General features: G+C 40.3%; 18 protein-coding genes, 1 tRNA gene and 2 pseudogenes. 13 read left to right on the top strand and 8 right to left on the bottom strand.

Annotated elements, in window-relative coordinates; all coding sequences use genetic code 11:
- The first annotated feature begins 536 nt into the window (after positions 1–536).
- The 10 genes and pseudogenes from IPL35_12020 (at position 537) to IPL35_11975 (ending at position 8,685) form a co-directional block, all read left to right on the top strand.
- Positions 537–1,007, top strand: coding sequence for a hypothetical protein (locus IPL35_12020; GenBank protein ID MBK8444087.1), 471 nt, complete (start codon positions 537–539; stop codon positions 1,005–1,007).
- Positions 1,008–1,009: 2 nt separating this feature from the next.
- The gene (locus IPL35_12015; GenBank protein MBK8444086.1) at positions 1,010–2,581 is read left to right on the top strand and encodes a hypothetical protein; all 1,572 of its coding nucleotides are present in this window, start codon (positions 1,010–1,012) and stop codon (positions 2,579–2,581) included.
- A 532-nt stretch (positions 2,582–3,113) separates the two neighbouring features.
- Positions 3,114–4,676 (top strand): T9SS type A sorting domain-containing protein, encoded by a 1,563-nt coding sequence (locus tag IPL35_12010; protein ID MBK8444085.1) that lies wholly within the window; start codon positions 3,114–3,116, stop codon positions 4,674–4,676.
- A gap of 187 nt (positions 4,677–4,863) precedes the next feature.
- On the top strand, positions 4,864–5,178 hold the full coding sequence (locus IPL35_12005) for a YtxH domain-containing protein (protein MBK8444084.1): 315 nt from the start codon (positions 4,864–4,866) through the stop codon (positions 5,176–5,178).
- A 297-nt stretch (positions 5,179–5,475) separates the two neighbouring features.
- Positions 5,476–6,005, top strand: a pseudogene (locus IPL35_12000) (3-hydroxyanthranilate 3,4-dioxygenase).
- 136 nt (positions 6,006–6,141) lie between these two features.
- Positions 6,142–6,504 carry a hypothetical protein gene (locus IPL35_11995; protein ID MBK8444083.1) on the top strand — a complete coding sequence of 121 codons (363 nt, stop codon included), beginning with the start codon at positions 6,142–6,144 and terminating at the stop codon, positions 6,502–6,504.
- A gap of 219 nt (positions 6,505–6,723) precedes the next feature.
- Positions 6,724–7,071 (top strand): hypothetical protein, encoded by a 348-nt coding sequence (locus IPL35_11990; GenBank protein ID MBK8444082.1) that lies wholly within the window; start codon positions 6,724–6,726, stop codon positions 7,069–7,071.
- A 325-nt stretch (positions 7,072–7,396) separates the two neighbouring features.
- Positions 7,397–8,056 (top strand): sigma-70 family RNA polymerase sigma factor, encoded by a 660-nt coding sequence (locus IPL35_11985; GenBank protein MBK8444081.1) that lies wholly within the window; start codon positions 7,397–7,399, stop codon positions 8,054–8,056.
- Positions 8,046–8,294 (top strand): hypothetical protein, encoded by a 249-nt coding sequence (locus tag IPL35_11980; GenBank protein MBK8444080.1) that lies wholly within the window; start codon positions 8,046–8,048, stop codon positions 8,292–8,294. The genes IPL35_11985 and IPL35_11980 overlap by 11 nt, the downstream gene beginning before the upstream one ends.
- A gap of 145 nt (positions 8,295–8,439) precedes the next feature.
- Positions 8,440–8,685: pseudogene (locus tag IPL35_11975) on the top strand (cation transporter).
- A 13-nt stretch (positions 8,686–8,698) separates the two neighbouring features.
- On the opposite strand, the gene IPL35_11970 reads toward IPL35_11975, so the two are convergent.
- Both IPL35_11970 and IPL35_11965 read right to left on the bottom strand, forming a co-directional pair.
- Entirely contained in the window at positions 8,699–9,217 is a 519-nt protein-coding gene (locus IPL35_11970; protein ID MBK8444079.1) for an IS630 family transposase, read from the bottom strand.
- 35 nt (positions 9,218–9,252) lie between these two features.
- Positions 9,253–9,762, bottom strand: a complete 510-nt coding sequence (locus IPL35_11965) for a helix-turn-helix domain-containing protein (GenBank protein MBK8444078.1) — start codon at positions 9,760–9,762, stop codon at positions 9,253–9,255.
- Between the two features lie 104 nt (positions 9,763–9,866).
- Here IPL35_11965 and IPL35_11960 point away from each other — a divergent pair, with 104 nt between their 5' ends.
- Entirely contained in the window at positions 9,867–10,487 is a 621-nt protein-coding gene (locus IPL35_11960; GenBank protein MBK8444077.1) for a cation diffusion facilitator family transporter, read from the top strand.
- 12 nt (positions 10,488–10,499) lie between these two features.
- On the opposite strand, the gene IPL35_11955 is transcribed toward IPL35_11960, so the two are convergent.
- From IPL35_11955 to IPL35_11935, 5 genes are all read right to left on the bottom strand, one after another.
- A complete protein-coding gene (locus IPL35_11955; GenBank protein MBK8444076.1) occupies positions 10,500–10,985 on the bottom strand; it encodes an O-antigen ligase family protein in 486 nt (161 codons plus the stop codon).
- Positions 10,966–11,595, bottom strand: coding sequence for a hypothetical protein (locus tag IPL35_11950; protein MBK8444075.1), 630 nt, complete (start codon positions 11,593–11,595; stop codon positions 10,966–10,968). The genes IPL35_11955 and IPL35_11950 overlap by 20 nt, the downstream gene beginning before the upstream one ends.
- Before the next feature lie 19 nt (positions 11,596–11,614).
- Positions 11,615–11,761: a hypothetical protein gene (locus tag IPL35_11945; GenBank protein MBK8444074.1), complete on the bottom strand. Its 147-nt coding sequence runs from the start codon at positions 11,759–11,761 to the stop codon at positions 11,615–11,617.
- 179 nt (positions 11,762–11,940) lie between these two features.
- Positions 11,941–13,344 (bottom strand): T9SS type A sorting domain-containing protein, encoded by a 1,404-nt coding sequence (locus IPL35_11940; protein MBK8444073.1) that lies wholly within the window; start codon positions 13,342–13,344, stop codon positions 11,941–11,943.
- A 128-nt stretch (positions 13,345–13,472) separates the two neighbouring features.
- The gene (locus IPL35_11935; GenBank protein ID MBK8444072.1) at positions 13,473–15,698 is read right to left on the bottom strand and encodes a hypothetical protein; all 2,226 of its coding nucleotides are present in this window, start codon (positions 15,696–15,698) and stop codon (positions 13,473–13,475) included.
- 363 nt (positions 15,699–16,061) lie between these two features.
- Between IPL35_11935 and folB the strand changes: the two genes are divergently transcribed.
- Positions 16,062–16,430: a dihydroneopterin aldolase gene (folB, locus tag IPL35_11930; GenBank protein ID MBK8444071.1), complete on the top strand. Its 369-nt coding sequence runs from the start codon at positions 16,062–16,064 to the stop codon at positions 16,428–16,430.
- Between the two features lie 38 nt (positions 16,431–16,468).
- Positions 16,469–16,539 (top strand) — tRNA-Cys (locus IPL35_11925).
- 152 nt (positions 16,540–16,691) lie between these two features.
- Here IPL35_11925 and IPL35_11920 read toward each other — a convergent pair.
- Positions 16,692–16,979, bottom strand: a complete 288-nt coding sequence (locus IPL35_11920) for a hypothetical protein (protein MBK8444070.1) — start codon at positions 16,977–16,979, stop codon at positions 16,692–16,694.
- Positions 16,980–17,016: the final 37 nt, after the last annotated feature.

Genomic DNA, 17,016 nt, shown 5'->3' with positions numbered 1-17,016 from the left:
GTGTGTTTCTGTAAGTGGCTGCGATTGGAGCATAGACGGAACAGATTACAGCCAATATTTTTATTCATCTTTCGAAGCCTGCGAAACGCTTTGTATGGGTATCGCCCCACCACCTGCTTCCGACACATTGGTGTATAACATTTGCGCCGGAGATTCTATTCTTATCGGATTGGAGGGAATGTTGGGCAATGCACTTCCTGCCTGGAATCCTTCAGAGTCATTAAATTGTGTCAATAACTGCTTTGCGGCTTGGGTGGCTCCTTCACAAAGCACACTCTATACGCTCACTGTATTTACCACTATCGGTATGACCACTGATTATTTTTATTATCAGGTAAATATTAACCCTGATTGTGGAAATAATAATGATTGTACCTATGCAACTTCGGGTACTGTGGTTGATTATACGGGTTTAGATGGTTGTGGTTTGGTGATACAATTAGCAGACGGTTCTGTTTTAGAGCCTGTAAGCGTGCCTTTTGGTTTAAATTTGACAGCGGGAATGACACTTCATTTTGATTATAATCTTGCCGCCGATGCCGCTTCTGGTTGTATGGCAGGACTTTTTAGTAAATATCACTTGTTATCAGGTTGTAAATCCGGACGGCGATTGTATTTGCCCTGCTATTTACGCGCCTGTTTGCGGTGGCAATGGTATCACTTACAGCAATGCCTGCGAAGCAGAGTGCAATGGCGTATTTGTTTATGTTGAAGGTGAATGTAATATCAACCCCGCCAACTGCACACTCATTTATGGCGCATCTGATTTACCCTGGTTGGCTTCAGCTATCGGCAATATAGACACAGATTGTGCTTGTGGTTATAGCTTGCAACAATATTGCTATAATGAGCAAACTTATTTTGTATTAGCTCCTAATCCGGACGCGCCCTGCGCCGATGTACAAACACTTATTTTTGATGGCAACGGCACATTGGTTTGCACAGACGGCGGTATTGCCAGGGCAACTGCTTTGGAATATTACCCGACTTTTATACAACCTCTGTAGCTTTGGGCGCACCGCTTTGGAATTGCGGCGATTGCCTGTATAATCAGTTCGGTACAATAGTAGAAGTCAATACTCCTTGTTTTAGCGGTATGGCTATCGTTCTCACAGATGGTTCTTATATCTATAATTCAAATATCAGCGATTTTGGTTTTGCAGTAGGTGATGTGATTAAATTCAGTTCAAGTGTTCCTGAGCAAAATCCGATGGTGTGTCCGGATAACGGCGAATATATGGTGTATTATGCAATTAATTGTGCTGCTCCCGCCGAGTGCTACGAATCGGCGTTGGCAATACAATACCAAAATATTTTGTGCCCTGATGTTTATGAGCCGGTTTGTGGCTGTAATGGCGTTACTTATCCCAATACTTGTGCCGCCACCGCCAATGGTATCACTTCTTGGAGTGTTGGCGAGTGCAGCCCTATCCCAAGCGACTGCAATGGCTGTAATACCGAAAATCCGCTGACCGATTTGCCTTGGCTCGCTGCTCTTACACAGCAACAATGTATCGGTAGTATTACGATGATTACACACAGTAGCGGTCAAAGTTATTTTTATACCGGCGGAGGTTTTCCGTGTACCGATGTACCTTCTTATCTCTACGACTGCCAAGGTAATCAATTGTGCGGTTTTGGTGGTTTGATTATTTGGGAAAATAACGACAGCATCTGTAATACACTGTGGGAAAATATTATTTGTGAAGAAATAATTTGGACTGCTCCGCCGCCTTGCTTCTGCGAAGAATTCGGCTATGCTCCGGTTTGTGCCAATGGTATCACTTATATCAATGCCTGCGAAGCTGAGTGTAGTGGTGTATTTGATTATGTTGTCGGCGAATGTAATATTATCCCCAACGATACTACCTATATTTATGGCAGTATTTGTCTCAACGACAGCACCGCTGTAATGTTCAGCGATATGTTGGGTTCATTTGGTGATGAAGAAGGAGTCGCTTTAACACTCGCTCCGCAAAATGGTACGGTTTCTTTTACCGGACAGCCTTGGGAACAAAGTTTTACTTATATTCCTAATTCGGGATTTTTGGGTACAGATACTTTTGTTTTTGCGGCTACGGGTATCCAAATCACAGCTGACGGTTCTTTCCAAGAATATACCATTTATATTCGTAAATATACTGTAGAAGTACTGGCAGACTGCAATATAGGCTGTGTTTGCCCCGCTATCTACGCTCCTGTTTGCGCCGATGGTATCACTTATGGTAATGCCTGCGAAGCTCAATGTGCTGGTGTATATGACTATACCAACGGCGAATGTGGTAGCGACACTACCGTCATTGCTTGCCAAGTGTGTAATGTACAAAATCCTTTGGCTGAATTGGATTGGTTGAGCGGTTTTGTAGGTCAGGAATGTTTGAACAGCATTACTGCCATCACACACGCCAATGGGCAAAGCTATTTTTATATCAGTAATGGCTTCCCTTGTCTCGATGCGCCTTCTTATGTGTATGATTGTCAAGGAAATGCGGTATGTGGCTTCGGCGGTTTGATTATTTGGGAAGAAAATGATACTGCTTTTGCGATAATTTCTGGCAAAATATCATCTGTCAGGAAGTAATCTGGCAAGCCGCACCGCCTTGTGTTTGTCCTGACCTCTACGCTCCTGTTTGCGCCGATGGTATCACCTACGGCAATGCCTGCGAAGCTCAATGTGCCGGTGTATTCAACTACACCGAAGGTGCTTGCGAAGTCAATCCTCCCGTTGTTGCAGATTGCGGCGAAATTGATAATCCTTTGCAATTAGATTGGTTACAAAATATTATCACCAATGCACAAGGCTATTGCTTATTGTCTATTCATCAGGTTACCTATGAAGGCAGCACGCTTTATTATACCCTCAACGGTGGCAACTCTTGCCCTATCGCCGATTATCCATATATGACTTTGTATGATTGCGAAGGTAATATATTATGCAGTTATGGCGGTTTTATCGTACCGTTTCCTCCTGCTAATCCTTATTGCGATAACTTTGCAAATGCTATGACCAATGATATTGTATTGTGGGAAAGCGCAAATAATTGTTTCTGCCTTGATATCTACGCTCCTGTTTGTGCCGATGGTATCACTTATGGTAATGCCTGCGAAGCTCAATGTGCCGGGTATTCAACTACACCGAAGGTGCTTGCGAAGATGTCACCAACAATTGTGATTGCCCCAATACTTACGCACCTGTTTGCTCCAACGGCATTACCTATACCAACGCTTGTGAAGCTGAATGCGCCGGTGTTATAAACTACGAAAATGGTGCTTGTATTTCCATCTGCGATTTAGGTTCATTTACTTACACCGTCAATGCCGATGGCTCCTATTGCTTTAATGAAAATGTGGCTTTGGATAATGATGTATGTGCTTGGACGTGGAATTTTGGAGACGGACAAAGCAGCAATGAAATGAATCCTTGCAATATCTTGCTCACACCGCAAGCCGATGCTACTGTTACACCTTTCACAGTGTGCCTCACTTTAAGCGACTGCAACCAAGTGGAAATCGGTACTTGCTGCCAAGTGATAGAAGTGTATAATTATAATGCTGTTATTTTTGCTTCGGCTTGTGCCGATTTGAGCAATGTTGATTTTGGCGATTGCGAAGCATTTTTGGGATATGGTATGATTAATAATCAATGTACAGGTATTAGCGGTTGCAGCACTTTTGTCAATGGTGTAGATTATATCAACGCCATATATTCCGATGCCGATATGTGCCAAACTGCCTGTGTCACAGGAGGAAATGAAAATCCAAATACTGACGGCAGCAGTGGTGATACTTTTACCACTTTGTGCATACCCACAGGCGGCAGTGCGGAATTGTGTCCGATGATTTCTATTATTAACCAAGAAAGTATTGCCTCTTATACCTGTGCTTACGACAATTGCGCCGCTTCTGCTGTATCTGATGACTATTGTGTAAACTATCAGGCTTTGGCGCAAACTTATCAGGATACGGTATATATACAAATATGCAATCCAAACAACGAATGTCGTACTGCCACCTACTATATCACAGTAGGAAACGATTGCCCTGCTTGCACCGATGAAATTTCGGTATGTACCGAAGCTATGACTCCGCTTGTGTTGTGTCCCGAATTTTGCGATTTATCGTCTGACGATGACTTGGAAATTACTTTTATCCAATCTTTCTACACCGCCTGCTCGGTGCATCTGTTGCCCGAAAACTGCCTGCGATACACGCCTATTCCGGGTTTTGAAACCTATGATGTAGAAGATTTTCTGAAAGTAGTAGCCTGCAATGCTGCTGGCGAGTGCGATACGGTGTTGTATCATATTCAAGTGGGTGGGTGCGATACCTTTGAGGCTATGCCTGCTTTTGCTGAAAATAACGATGGCGGCGGTGCCATCAACGAATTTGGTGTAATACAACTGCCTGCCGACAATGATCATAAATCCGGCTTTAATATTTATCCGAATCCTGCCCGCGACACTGTAGATATAACTTTGCAAATGAATAATGCTGCCAAACAAAATATCAGCATACAGGATTTGAACGGAAAATTAATCGCCGTTTATCATATTGAAAGCGATAATACAAATCCTTATTTGCAAATGAATACTAACGGTTTTGCGCCGGGGGTGTATTTGGTAAAATGGAACAACGGAACGCAGCAAATTGTACAAAAACTCTTGATAGAGCCTTAATTTATTATTGATGAATATAGCTGCTTTGTAGCTTAATTTTATAAAGCCTTCATCTTTTTCAAATCAAAAAAAGATGAAGGCTTTTTTAACATATATTTACATCATTTTTTGAAATACCTGAAACATTTTTTTTATCAGTGACGTTATACAATCATATTTTATAAAAACAAAAAATTAATTAAAAATCATGAAAAGATTAGGATATTTAGTTGTTGGTTTGGCTTTGGGAACTGGTATTGCGTTATTGATAGCACCTGAAAAAGGAGCTAAAACTCGCAAAAAACTGAAACGCTTGGCTGAAGACTTACAGGACGAACTGCAAACACGCGCTGAACGTCAGGGCATAAAGCTCAATGAACTGAAAGAAAAAGGAGCTCAAAAAATGAGTGAATTGCGCGAATCTGCCGAAGATTTTGTTGAAAATGCCGCAAAACGCATCAATAGCACTGTAGCCGGCACGCGCGAAAAAGCCGCCACTACCTATGATGAGCTTATAGATTAATACTGTTTTTTTTAAAAAGAAAAACAGCGTTTGTCTTATTCAAACACTACTTTTAGAGGCTCTCTTGCTGAAAGGAATCAGTGAGAGAGCCTTTTTGATATACTCTTATCTCTTTTATAAATTGTACTTTTGTTCTTAAATTTTTTCTGCCGTAAAATTTTTCTATTTATATCAATCAAATAATTTTACGGTGGTACACAACAATAGTTGTGTTAAATATTGCAGAGTGCTTGTTGTGTGTGCGCAAAATGTTGTACTTTTATTTTTTTTTAAAAAAACATAATCCTTAATTTTTGTATGGCTACACGTCCTTTTAATTTAAACGAATGGATAGAAAAGCATCGGCACGAACTGAAACCTCCCGTTGGCAATCGCAATTTGTATCACGATGCCGAAGATTATATTGTAATGGTGGTGGCGGTCCCAATGCACGAAAAGATTTTCATTACAACGAAACCGAAGAACTCTTCTATCAACTCGAAGGTAATATTACCGTCACTATTCAGGAAAACGGAAAGGCAGTGCCCCTTACGCTCCAAGCCGGCGACATGATGCTGCTGCCCGCCCGCGTGCCTCATTCGCCCAGTCGCTCCGAAGGCTCTATCGGTTTGGTAGTAGAGCGCAAACGCCTCCACTCCGAAGCAATGGACGGATTGCTATGGTTTTGCGAAAAATGTAACCATAAACTCTACGAAGCCTATTTTAAACTCAGCAATATAGAAAAAGATTTTTTACCCGTTTTTCGACATTTTTACGGCTCTTTGGATTTGCGCACCTGCAAAAATTGCGGTCATGTTATGGAAGCCGACCAACGTTTTGTCGGATAAGTGCGTCTGTATAAATTATTTATTCAGCCATTTTTTTTTCAATACACTTTATCTTATTTTTTATTGCAATAAGCAACAGCTTTTAAGTTTTTTAAAAAAAATATGAAAAATTTTTCTGGTAGCCATTCTGTTAATAATGACGCAGTTGGCGGTGCAAGCGCAATACAACCCCAATTTGCCGCGAAATAATTCCGGTACTGCCAATGATGATGTTCCCGATGACTTCGGTGATAACGGCAAATTCAGTTGGCAGCGTGTATTTACGGGCGGCGGCTTGGGCGTACAGTTTGGTAATGTCACCAATGTTTCCCTTTCGCCCTTGGTGGGCTATCATTTCACCAACCGTTTTTCGGCGGGTGCTTCTTTTGCCTATAATTATTTCAGAGATGGGCGCAGTTCATTAGTCTATAAATACAACCTCTGGGGACCCGGTGCTTTGCTCGTTACCGCGTTTTCAGGCAGTTTTCTTTGCACGCCGAAATTCAACAACTTTTTATAAAGAATCTATCGCCAATTCCAATTATAGTTTTTCCGCTCACAAACCCGCCTGCCCATAGGTGCTATCGTGCAGCAACGACTGGCCGGCAGGTCGTATTTTGTACTCGAAGTGCTCTACGATGTACTACATAATCAAAACAGCATATACAGCACTCCGCTTATTTTCAGAGGCGGCGTTAATATTGGATTTTAAATATATTTTTTTATACTTTGATAAATAATGATAACATTGCGCTATCTGATTGTGTGTGTGCTGTTGTGTTGTGCTTGGTCGTGCAAGCAGTATGATTATATTGATATTGAAGGTGTTGAAATCATTAGCCTGCCCGCCTGTTTAGCTTTTAACGAAGCCTCTTATATCGCTCAAAACGATACAGAAATGAATACGTTGCTCCGGCAGGCATACAATAGCATAGCTTGCGATTACCTTCCTTTGGCATATCTCAAAGTTCCTGATATTTCCTTTGAAGAACGAAGCCTGCTGGCACAGCGCACGCCTTGCCGCCTGCTCCGTTTTTTACGAATACGAAGTAAAAGCCGATGTAAAAAGTCGCCGTTATATCTATAATATCTATGCCCGTAAAAACGGAGACTGCTCCCAAATTCATGAGCAATACCATTGGATTTCATTGCCCAAAATACCTCAAAATTACACTGTAAGTTTTCAAATCACCGAAATATAGCCCCCTATCTATCCACACCTTTTCAAGAGATGGTGTTCGATATATATACTTTTTGGCATTGTTTTTTGTGAATTAATCAATATTTAGGAACTTTTTTTTAAAAACAATCATTTTTATATTCATAATATAACGATATTAGCGGTCTTTCTGCTACTCTAAAATAGTGGATTCGCTCTATATTGATATATTTTTGATTGATTTATTATTTTTATGCAACAAGGAAATATAGATAAGGTAGGGCGTATTCACGAACCCAATCAATTCATGGATAAAGCGCGTAATACTGAAGAAGCCATGCAAAGCATTATTTTTGAACGTGAGTTTTTACCTCACGCCGATGCTTTGTATAATTTTGCTTTTCATCTTACTTATGATGAAGATGATGCGCAGGATTTAGTACAGGAAACCTTCTTAAAGGCTTATCGCTTTGCTAATTCATATACGCAAGGCTCTAATGCTAAAGCATGGCTGTTTAAAATTCTCAAAAATGCTTTCATCAACGATTACCGCAAACGCTCTAAACGCCCGATGCAGGTGGAGTTGGAGGATATCAGCAGCTATCATGATTCCGATGAAAATACCAACTTCATTGGCTATTATGACTTGCGCGAAGAAATATTTCAGGGTATGTTGGGCGATGAAGTAATGAGCGCACTCAATTCTTTGCCGATTGATTTCAGAACCGTAGTGCTGCTCTGCGATGTGGAAGGTTTTACTTACGAAGAAATGGCTAAAATTATTGATATTCCTATCGGCACTATTCGCTCGCGCTTGCACCGCGCCCGCAATATGATGAAAGAAAAACTGCAAGAATATGCTCAGAAATTAGGTTATGATATAAACAACAATGATGATTATAATGAAAAATAGAATTGAACACGATTGTAATGAGTGTATGGACAATGTCTATCGCTTGTTAGATGGTGATTGCAGCCCAATGCAACAAACCATGTTTTTGAAAAATTTATCAGCTTGTCCGCGTTGTATGGAAAAATACGAACGCGAAAAACATTTTCGTGAATTTATCAAAACTTCACTGCCTAAAAAATGCCTCTCGCAACAACATATCAATATTATCAAGCGAAATATCAATGAGCATCGCTCTTAGGATAAGATAAAAGAAAAACTTGATTCTCATTTGAAAATATTTTCAAATGTTCGTTTGTGTTGTGTTTTTTCACAATACTTCAAATAAAAATATATGCTTTTTTTTGTTTGCTTGAATGTGCAAACGCACGAGTATTTGTAATGATATGAATAGTAATCCCGAGCAAATTGCCATCAAAACCACTTATTTTAGTATTTTTGGCAATATAAGCTTGGCTATTGTTAAAGCGTTATCCGGTATTTTTGGCAACTCCTACGCCCTTATTGCAGATGCCATTGAATCTACTACCGATATTTTTGCTTCTCTTTTGGTGTGGTGGGGACTTAGCTACGCCCAAAAACCCGCCGACCAAAATCACCCCTACGGACACGGAAGAATTGAGCCGCTTATACCAAATATATGTACTAAATAGTCCAATCAAAATATTGAAAAACATAGTCAAAACTGCATATATTCTTAATCTCATTTGAAGTTAGATTTTGACAAGTTTTTGTAATAAAATCACTGACTTGATTTAAAGAACTGCATAAAATATTTGTAAATGATCGTTTAAATTTCCACCATACTTTTTCTGCAGGATTAAGTTCCGGCGAGTATGGAGGAAGAAAAATCATTCCTATATTTTCTGGAATATTTAGTTTTTTAGCCTTGTGAAAGGCAGCATTATCTAAGACTAAAATTTTATATTCCGATGGTCTATGTTTTGATAATTCATTCAAATAAACTTGAAAAGTTTGTGCATTGCATAAAGACATTTCCATCAAGAAATTATCCCCATCCAAAGGGGAAAATGAGCCAAAAAGATAGGTAGATTTAAAAACTTGATGGTAAGGACAGATAGGTTTTATTCCTTTTGAAGTAAGTATTTTCCCATTTCTTGTAAACATTCCAAATCTTGATTCATCTTGAAAATATAGATTCACTGTTTTGTATGGAAAACTTACTGAAAATAAAAGGTTTATACACTTTTGATGGAAGTTTTTTTAAAAGCCTCCACTGCCTTTTCATCTTTTTTGACATGGCTTTTTCGGGCAACTTTTATTTTGGTATTAAAGTTTCGTTGTACATATTTTACCAAAGTAATATACTTCATATCTTTGTGTAATTCAGTATTTACCCAGTTTAGTAGTTCTGTATAACCTACAATTCCATTGCTGGGATTGGTCAATATTTTTTCTAATTGCTCTCGTTCATTGTCCTTTATAATGGAAGGTTTAAAACCAATTCTTCCATGCTTTAAAAACGCTTCTATGCCTTCTTTTGCATAAATATTTCTCCATTTTAATACTGTGTTATGATTTATTCCTGTTAAATTTGAAACTTCTCTTTTTGAAATTCCGGTATGCTCATGCTTTTTTAACACAATAAGAATATTTATTCTTTTTGCAATAAGTGGAATACTACGCCTTTGTAAAACTTTGAGTTCTTTGATTGTTTCTTTGATTTGAATAATTTTAGGAAAAGACATATATTTTTTTTATAGCTCAAAATTAATAAAAAATCCATTCGCAAATATTGGACTATATCTGTTTTATAGATGGTATTATTACATTTATTGTGGTGGCGTTTTTGATGATATCTGCCACTGTTATCGCTTACGAAAGTATTCAACACATACAAACCCCACACGAGATTCCAAAAACATGGACACTCTGGGTATTGGCTCTTATTATTATTTGGAAAGAAATTTCGTTTCAAATCGTTATCCGAAAAAGCCGCCAAACACATAGCTCTTCCCTCAAAGCCGATGCTTGGCATCATCGCAGCGATGCCATCACTTCTGTTACTGCCTTTGGCGGCATATTAATTGCCATTGTTGGCGGCAAAGGCTACGAAGCTGCCGATGATTGGGCGGCGTTGTTGGCGGCGGCGTTTATTTTTTACAACAGCTTTCTGATATTCCGACCCGCTTTGGGCGAAATTATGGACGAGCATCTTTATGATGATTTAATCCTCGAAATCAGAGAAAAATCTATGCAGGTGGCGGGTGTGTTGGGTACAGAAAAATGTTTTATTCGAAAAGCAGGAATGAAATACCACGTTGATTTGCACGCCATCGTCAATGGCGACATCAGCGTACACGAAGGACATCATATTTCGCATCAGCTCAAAGACCACCTCCACCGCGAAATGCCCAACCTCGGACATATTTTAATTCATATAGAGCCGCATCAGTTGAAAGAAATATTTTAATATGCGCTTTTTTTAGGCAATATTATTTTCTTCATCATTGATTTGCTGCAAAATAACTAATAATACCAAAAAAAATGCCTGCCCTATCTGTAATTCTATGGGGGTTTCGCCGATAAAATTGGCAAATAAAATGAGGTAAAAAGTGAGAAAAAGAAAATGGCGATAGCGGCGGGCATACAACAAAGGATACAACAATGCCGTCATAAATACCACTCCTCCAACAATGCCCGTAGCTGATAATTCCAACAACAGTTGATTATGCGGCGTAAGCCAGTCTTTTTCGCTCATGTGTGCATAATCGCTTTTATATATCGCCACCGCCTGCTCCCAATAATCGCCTGCTCCCGTTCCCAAATAAGGATATTCTTCAAACAAACGCCACCCTATCTCCAACGATACCAAGCGGCGATAATCCGTAGAGCGATGCTCTTTATCCTGCTGCTGATACATTTCCATATCCCAGCGCAAATAATTTACTCTATTTTTGAAAGAGGGCATATAATAATATGCGGCAAAAAGGAGTCATCAACAAAAATATCAGCATCGCCAATGCCCAAGGGCGCGGGTTGGATTGCCTAAGCAGCAAACCCAATAGAGCCAGTAGCACCACATATATGCCCAAAATACCGCTTCGCACCGCCAAAAAATGTATAAAAACGAATAAATACAGTGCCGCCAACCCATACAGCAACCTTTCGCCGCGAAATTTTTTCCATAGCCTGATATTTTTATAGCCCAGATAAGCGGCGATCATAAAAGCGATGCTTAAAAACCAACTATATCGTACATATACAATGGGGGTAGGAATAATGCTGCCCTGTGAATAAATAGTGTGGATATGTTGATAATGCTGGATATAATAAACAATAACAGGAAGCGTAGATACTAAAGAAATCGCCAAAAACCACACCAAAAGCCCGTATAAATAACGAAGCGGCAAGCGCGGCAGCAAGGATATGGCAAAAGGAATAAACAAAAAAGGCAAGCGAATACGCACCTGCTCCAAACCCGCTTCAAAATTTTCGGAAATCAATAAGCCCGATACAATATATACTAATAATATTCCCGAAAAAAAAAACCAAGTGCAGTTCTTATAAAATCGCTTCAATTTTTCTGTTATTGTACCCTTATTCCAAAACCGCATACACAAACATCAATACCGTACCGATAGAAATAACTGCCCGCGAATAATATACACCGAACAACAAAGCCGCCAATAAGAAAACATATACCTTTTGATGGATAGAAAGTGGAACAAATAGCTCCTGCTGCATACACGTTTTTTTTAGAGCAAGACGAAAAAAATACAGTTATAGTTGTGTGTTGGGGGCGTATTTTAATCGCAAAAAATATATTTGGAGTTGGCAGATAAAAAATGTAGCGCAAGAATTGCTTCCTGCGCTACTTATAAAAAAATCTGATGTATGATAAAATATCTTTTACAAGTTCAGTTTTAATTTTTGATAAAAACAGTGCCACTGCCTTTTATAATTGCAGCATCATTTTGCAATTGCAAGGTATAAATGCCGCTTGGTAAATGCGCTATATCAATAGTAAACGTTTGTTGCATACCGCCCGCCACAATAAGTATTGCTTGCTGTTTTACTTGCTTGCCTTGTGCATCGTATATAGCCACAAACTGCTCTTTGCTTTGTTGCTGCATATTATTATTGGCAAACGTCAAATAAATAAAGTCTTGTGCGGGATTTGGTGCAAGTTGTAAATGTATATTTTCTTTTTCTTCCGCTATGCCTATTACTTCATCGGGTACTACTTCTATCAGGTATTCGCTGATGTATAAATCATAGCAAGAAGCCGTAACAGATTGGATAGATGCGCCTATGGTAAGATTTTCAATATTGGCAGTAGCCGGATAATTGAGTACGCCTACATGATAAGTACCTAACTCCGCCACCTCAAATTGACCGGAAAGATTGAAATCAACAATGTTGTTTTGTTCATCTAATAAAGTATATACTTGCACATTGCCTGCATTAAATCCTATACCTATTGTTTGTATGGGTGTGCTTTGGGCAATAATGGTAGCATTGCTGAAAGTGAGCGTTCCCGCATCGGCAACACATTGTACTATATCATTTGATTTTGGTAAAATAATAAAATCCAACCACGCTGCATCTTCACCTGCACTGTAATAGGGGTCTTTTTCGTATTCCCAGCGAAATGTATGTTCAGCAGCCGTTACCGGATAGTTCTCCTGCGACCAATCCACTTCGCCACTCCAAGAACCTTTCTCCTGCCCGTCAATAAAAAATCTCAAAAAGTCCCAATCCTGTTCAGAAGATACTTTTTTATAAAAGCTGATAATGCCGTTTTCTGATGCCGTCATTGTAATTTCAATATGCTTTTTTTGTCCGTCATCAATGCTGCCCGATTTGCTCGAATAAGTGCCTTCGTATTTTTGAGTATTATCAATTGTCCAAGGATAATTATTAGCTACCGTCCAAGGGTAAGTTGTATAATCGCCACTTTCAAAATCTTCGGCTCTTATATTTACGAGCATTTCAAAATCTTTTGTAAGTCCGTATTCATCATTTTGAGCTAAAGTATAAGTAAAATGAAATATATCGTTTTCGGCTACGGTGGGCAATATCTGAACATCAAAAGAACTTTGATTCGGTGTTTCTATATTTAAAGCTGCTATGTCTTGGGTGTTTTGGGATATAATGACGAAGTTGTCATCGCTGCTGATAGCGGCAACGGCATTGCCCATATTCGCGTGTCCTTTGTTGTTGTTGTTGATATGAACGGTCATTATTTCACCCGCTTCTATTTTTCCGTCTCCATCGCCGCTTTTTTTCTTCGGCAGTAAAATTAAGGATTTGTAATTGGGGTGCATTGAGTTGCAAAGTGGGGTGCGATACCCATATGTGCCCTTCGCTGTCGGTAACGGTTAAATCAAAATAACGGTGTGTTGGTCAGGAACGAAATAATCTACCGTGAAAGCAAAAGCATCATTTTGAAGGCTTACGGCTTCGGGGCTATATCGCCCCAAGTGTGGTTGTCGTCAGTGATGGTGATGTATTCATCGGTGGTGCTCAATACTGCCGATACGCCCGTTGCAGCAGCAACTCCCAAGTTGGTCAATGTATAGTGTAGGTTTATGCTTTCGTTGTAATCTGCCGCACCGTTGTTGTTGCCGCTGAGGTCGACTATGGTTTTGTTTTCGGTGGTAACAAAAGCTCCTTCTGCTACCATCGACATTACTTCGCCCTGATATGGTATTTTGTTAAATCCGGTGATGGTGATGTCAAATGTATTCACATCGGTAATCGGGTCAAATGTAAAATTGGCAACGCCGCCTTCTACTTTGGCTTTGCCGATAATCTGGTTGCCCAAAGTCAATACCGCCAATGCGCCTTCGGCATCGCATACCACGCTGAACGAAGTACTGCCCAAAAACATCACTGCATCGTGCGAAGCCACTATCGGCGAAGGAGTATCCGTGCGTACTATAAAAGAGGGGTCGCCGAAGCAAGTCCAAGCATCGGTCATTTCATCGCCACCGCCGCCATACACATCATTCATCTGCATACAGCCATTGTACGAAATGGCTCCAAAAGAGCGTACTTTATTATTTTCGTAGCTTTCTATCAAAATATTTACCATTTCGTCCTGTCCTTCCATTGGCGGATTCCACGATTGGTTGATGGTACTCATCAAAGTGGCGATGGCTCCGCTTGGCTTGCCGCCGTTGGTAGCACGCAGCCACGCTTCGGCAAAGCAGGTTTTTCCGCTAAAATCACCATTTACGCAAGCCACTGACCAAAAGAAAGGCAATTTGCCTACATTGCTCATGCTCTCCACTTCGCTGGACGATATTCCACTGGTGGAACAGCCTTCTTCCCAGCCATGACCGGCATACAAAATAATACCTGCTCCATCTTCCAATACATTCACCGCCATTTGTGCCGTGGGGTTGCCGGGGGCATCGTTGCCGCCCTGCGTGCCATCGTACATTTCTATAGATTCATTATAGGTATAAGTTAGTAACTTATTCGCCATATTGCGGGCGTGTTCGTAATCCATTTCATTATCATCGCCGGGTCCCTCCGCCGAAGCAATAGAGCAAACGCTTTTGTAGAAAGTATCGTTTTCGGTGGCGTGAATTTCATAATCCAGTACTTTTTGTACTTGTGTTTGTACGTGTTGTATATTTTCTGCCGAAAATCTCCCTACAAAAATTTCGGGGTAGTGATCATTTCCTGCCAAATAGCCATAGCTCACATCGGATTCGCCGCCGTTGGCTGTAAGAATAGTAGGAACTTGTTCGGCATCGCCTACCAACAACAAATAAGTGAGATTGCGTGTATCGTAATAATTTTGTACAAATGTCTTCAGTTGGTTAGCATTTGTACCTATTTGGCTCATTAATACCAATTCGGTACGAATACCTCTGCGCGTTTTCCAATCTATAAAGGGTTGCATCGCTGCTGCATATTCGTCGTGTGCAATGATGAGCATATCGCCGTCTTCGCCTACGGGTGTGTAGCGGTCGTCTTTTTTATAATTAATAAAATGACGGCTGTAAATTTCGTTGTATTCGTATTCAGCGGCGAATGTTTTGTTGCGATATAGAGGATTTTCGCCGATACCGCCCATATTGTTTATCTGCAAAGTAAGGTCGGTATAAACACGCAGGGTTTTGGTTTGCGGATTATATTGAAAAGGATAAATGACTAAGGTTTGTCCGCGAAAATCGCGCATAATGTAGGGTGTTTGCAAAGCAGCATTTGCAGCCGGATAAAACGCATCTGTATGATATACGATTTCGTTGTATTCCAAAGACACTTCTGCCGGATTTTGGGTGCGCAGCAAATTTCCTTTGGAGGGGGCAATGCTGATGTTTTCGTAGTCCATGTAGGCACTGCCCAATACCTCTACCTGCATATCGGCGAGGTCGGGAATGAGCAAAGAGGTGGTGAGTTTGGGCAAATCGGGACAGCCTTTTTTCAGAATGGGAGTACCTTCTCCTATATTCACGCTGTATTGTATGCCTTGCGGTGTTTGTATTTCTTCCAAATAAAAACCGCCTATATGCACTTGGAGTGTGCTGCTGTTGGCATCGGTGGCAAGCAATTCAATGTCGGCGTTTTGCGGTGTATCGCTGCCCGCAGCTACCCAATCTTTGGCAGTGGCGGTCGCCGTCAGGAATATCCAACAGGCTGCTAGAAAATAAAAATGACGCATCATACTTTTTTTGTTCAGTAATTTGTTTAGGAATAAACTATGTATTTAATTGACTCGTAAATTTTCGTAAAATAAATTTTTACTCCAATAAAACTGCACTTATCGTTGTTGTGTGTGATATATTTTATTTATATGCCCAACAATAATATTCTTCAGATGTTGCAAAAATAAATAACATTTGTTATGTATTTATAATAAAAAACAAACATGTCTTACGTTGTCAAAAACAAAGCCATTTTATTTTTGCCTTTTTATAATTTTGCAACCTGCCTTTTTATTATAGTATTTTTGATAACGCTATCTGTTTATTTTATAATTTGGCATTTTAGAAATTTTTTATCTTTGATTTTATCATTATCGGCATTTATGAAATACTCCATCGGTTTGGAAAAAGCGCGTTTTTATGCTTATCATGGCGTGTATGAAGCAGAACAAATACTGGGCAACTGGTTTGAAGTAAGTATTTGTGTTTCTGCGGATATTGCCGATGCAGGCAGCGATGTATTAGCCGATACTGTAAATTATGAGTCGCTGTATGGCATTTGTGCCCGCGAAATGCGGATCAGGTCGCTTTTGATTGAGCAGGTGGCGCATCGCATTGTGGTAGCCGTTGCCCGCGAACTGCCCGCCGTACAATCAATTCGGCTGCGCCTCGCCAAACTCAACCCGCCTTTGGGGGGTGTGGTGGCGCAAAGTTTTGTGGAGGTAGAAAAAAATTTTTTTGTAGATAATTAAAACATACTATCTTTGTACCACTTTTCTATCAAGAAGAAGGTCGGATGGCCGAGCGGCTAGGCTCAGCTCTGCAAAAGCTGCTACAGCGGTTCGAATCCGCTTCCGACCTCTCAATGGCAGATGAACAAGGCACGGTTTGTATTTATTTTACAAATCGTGCTTTTTGTTTTTTACAGATTTTTTCAAACTTTCCGCCACAAAAAAACCTATAAAATACCGAAGTATTTTATAGGTTGCAACATATTGTTGAATGTTGATATTTTAATTTTTAAAATCAAATTTTCCTTCTGTGATATTCACTGTACTGCTGCTGCAAGATGCCGAAAAATTAAAAGTACCCGCTACATCTTTGCCGGTGGTTTTGCGCGTGATGCTGATGCTGCCACTGATGGGTGTAGTAGCTGTGCAGGCACTCGCTCCCTCGGTGTAGGAGGCTGCCAACAAACTGTGTGTGCCGTCTGTGTTTTCTTTTGCCAATAAATAAATTTGTGTGTCGTTGGCTCCTTCTGTTTGTATGGTCACGGTTTTGGCGGTGGTGCTGATGCTCACCGAATAGCCGGTGGTATTGCTGCTCCAAGCCGTTCCG

This window comes from Sphingobacteriales bacterium, assembly GCA_016711285.1.
GTDB lineage: Bacteria > Bacteroidota > Bacteroidia > Chitinophagales > UBA2359 > JADJTG01.
This window is presented reverse-complemented; position numbering and strand designations above follow the sequence as displayed.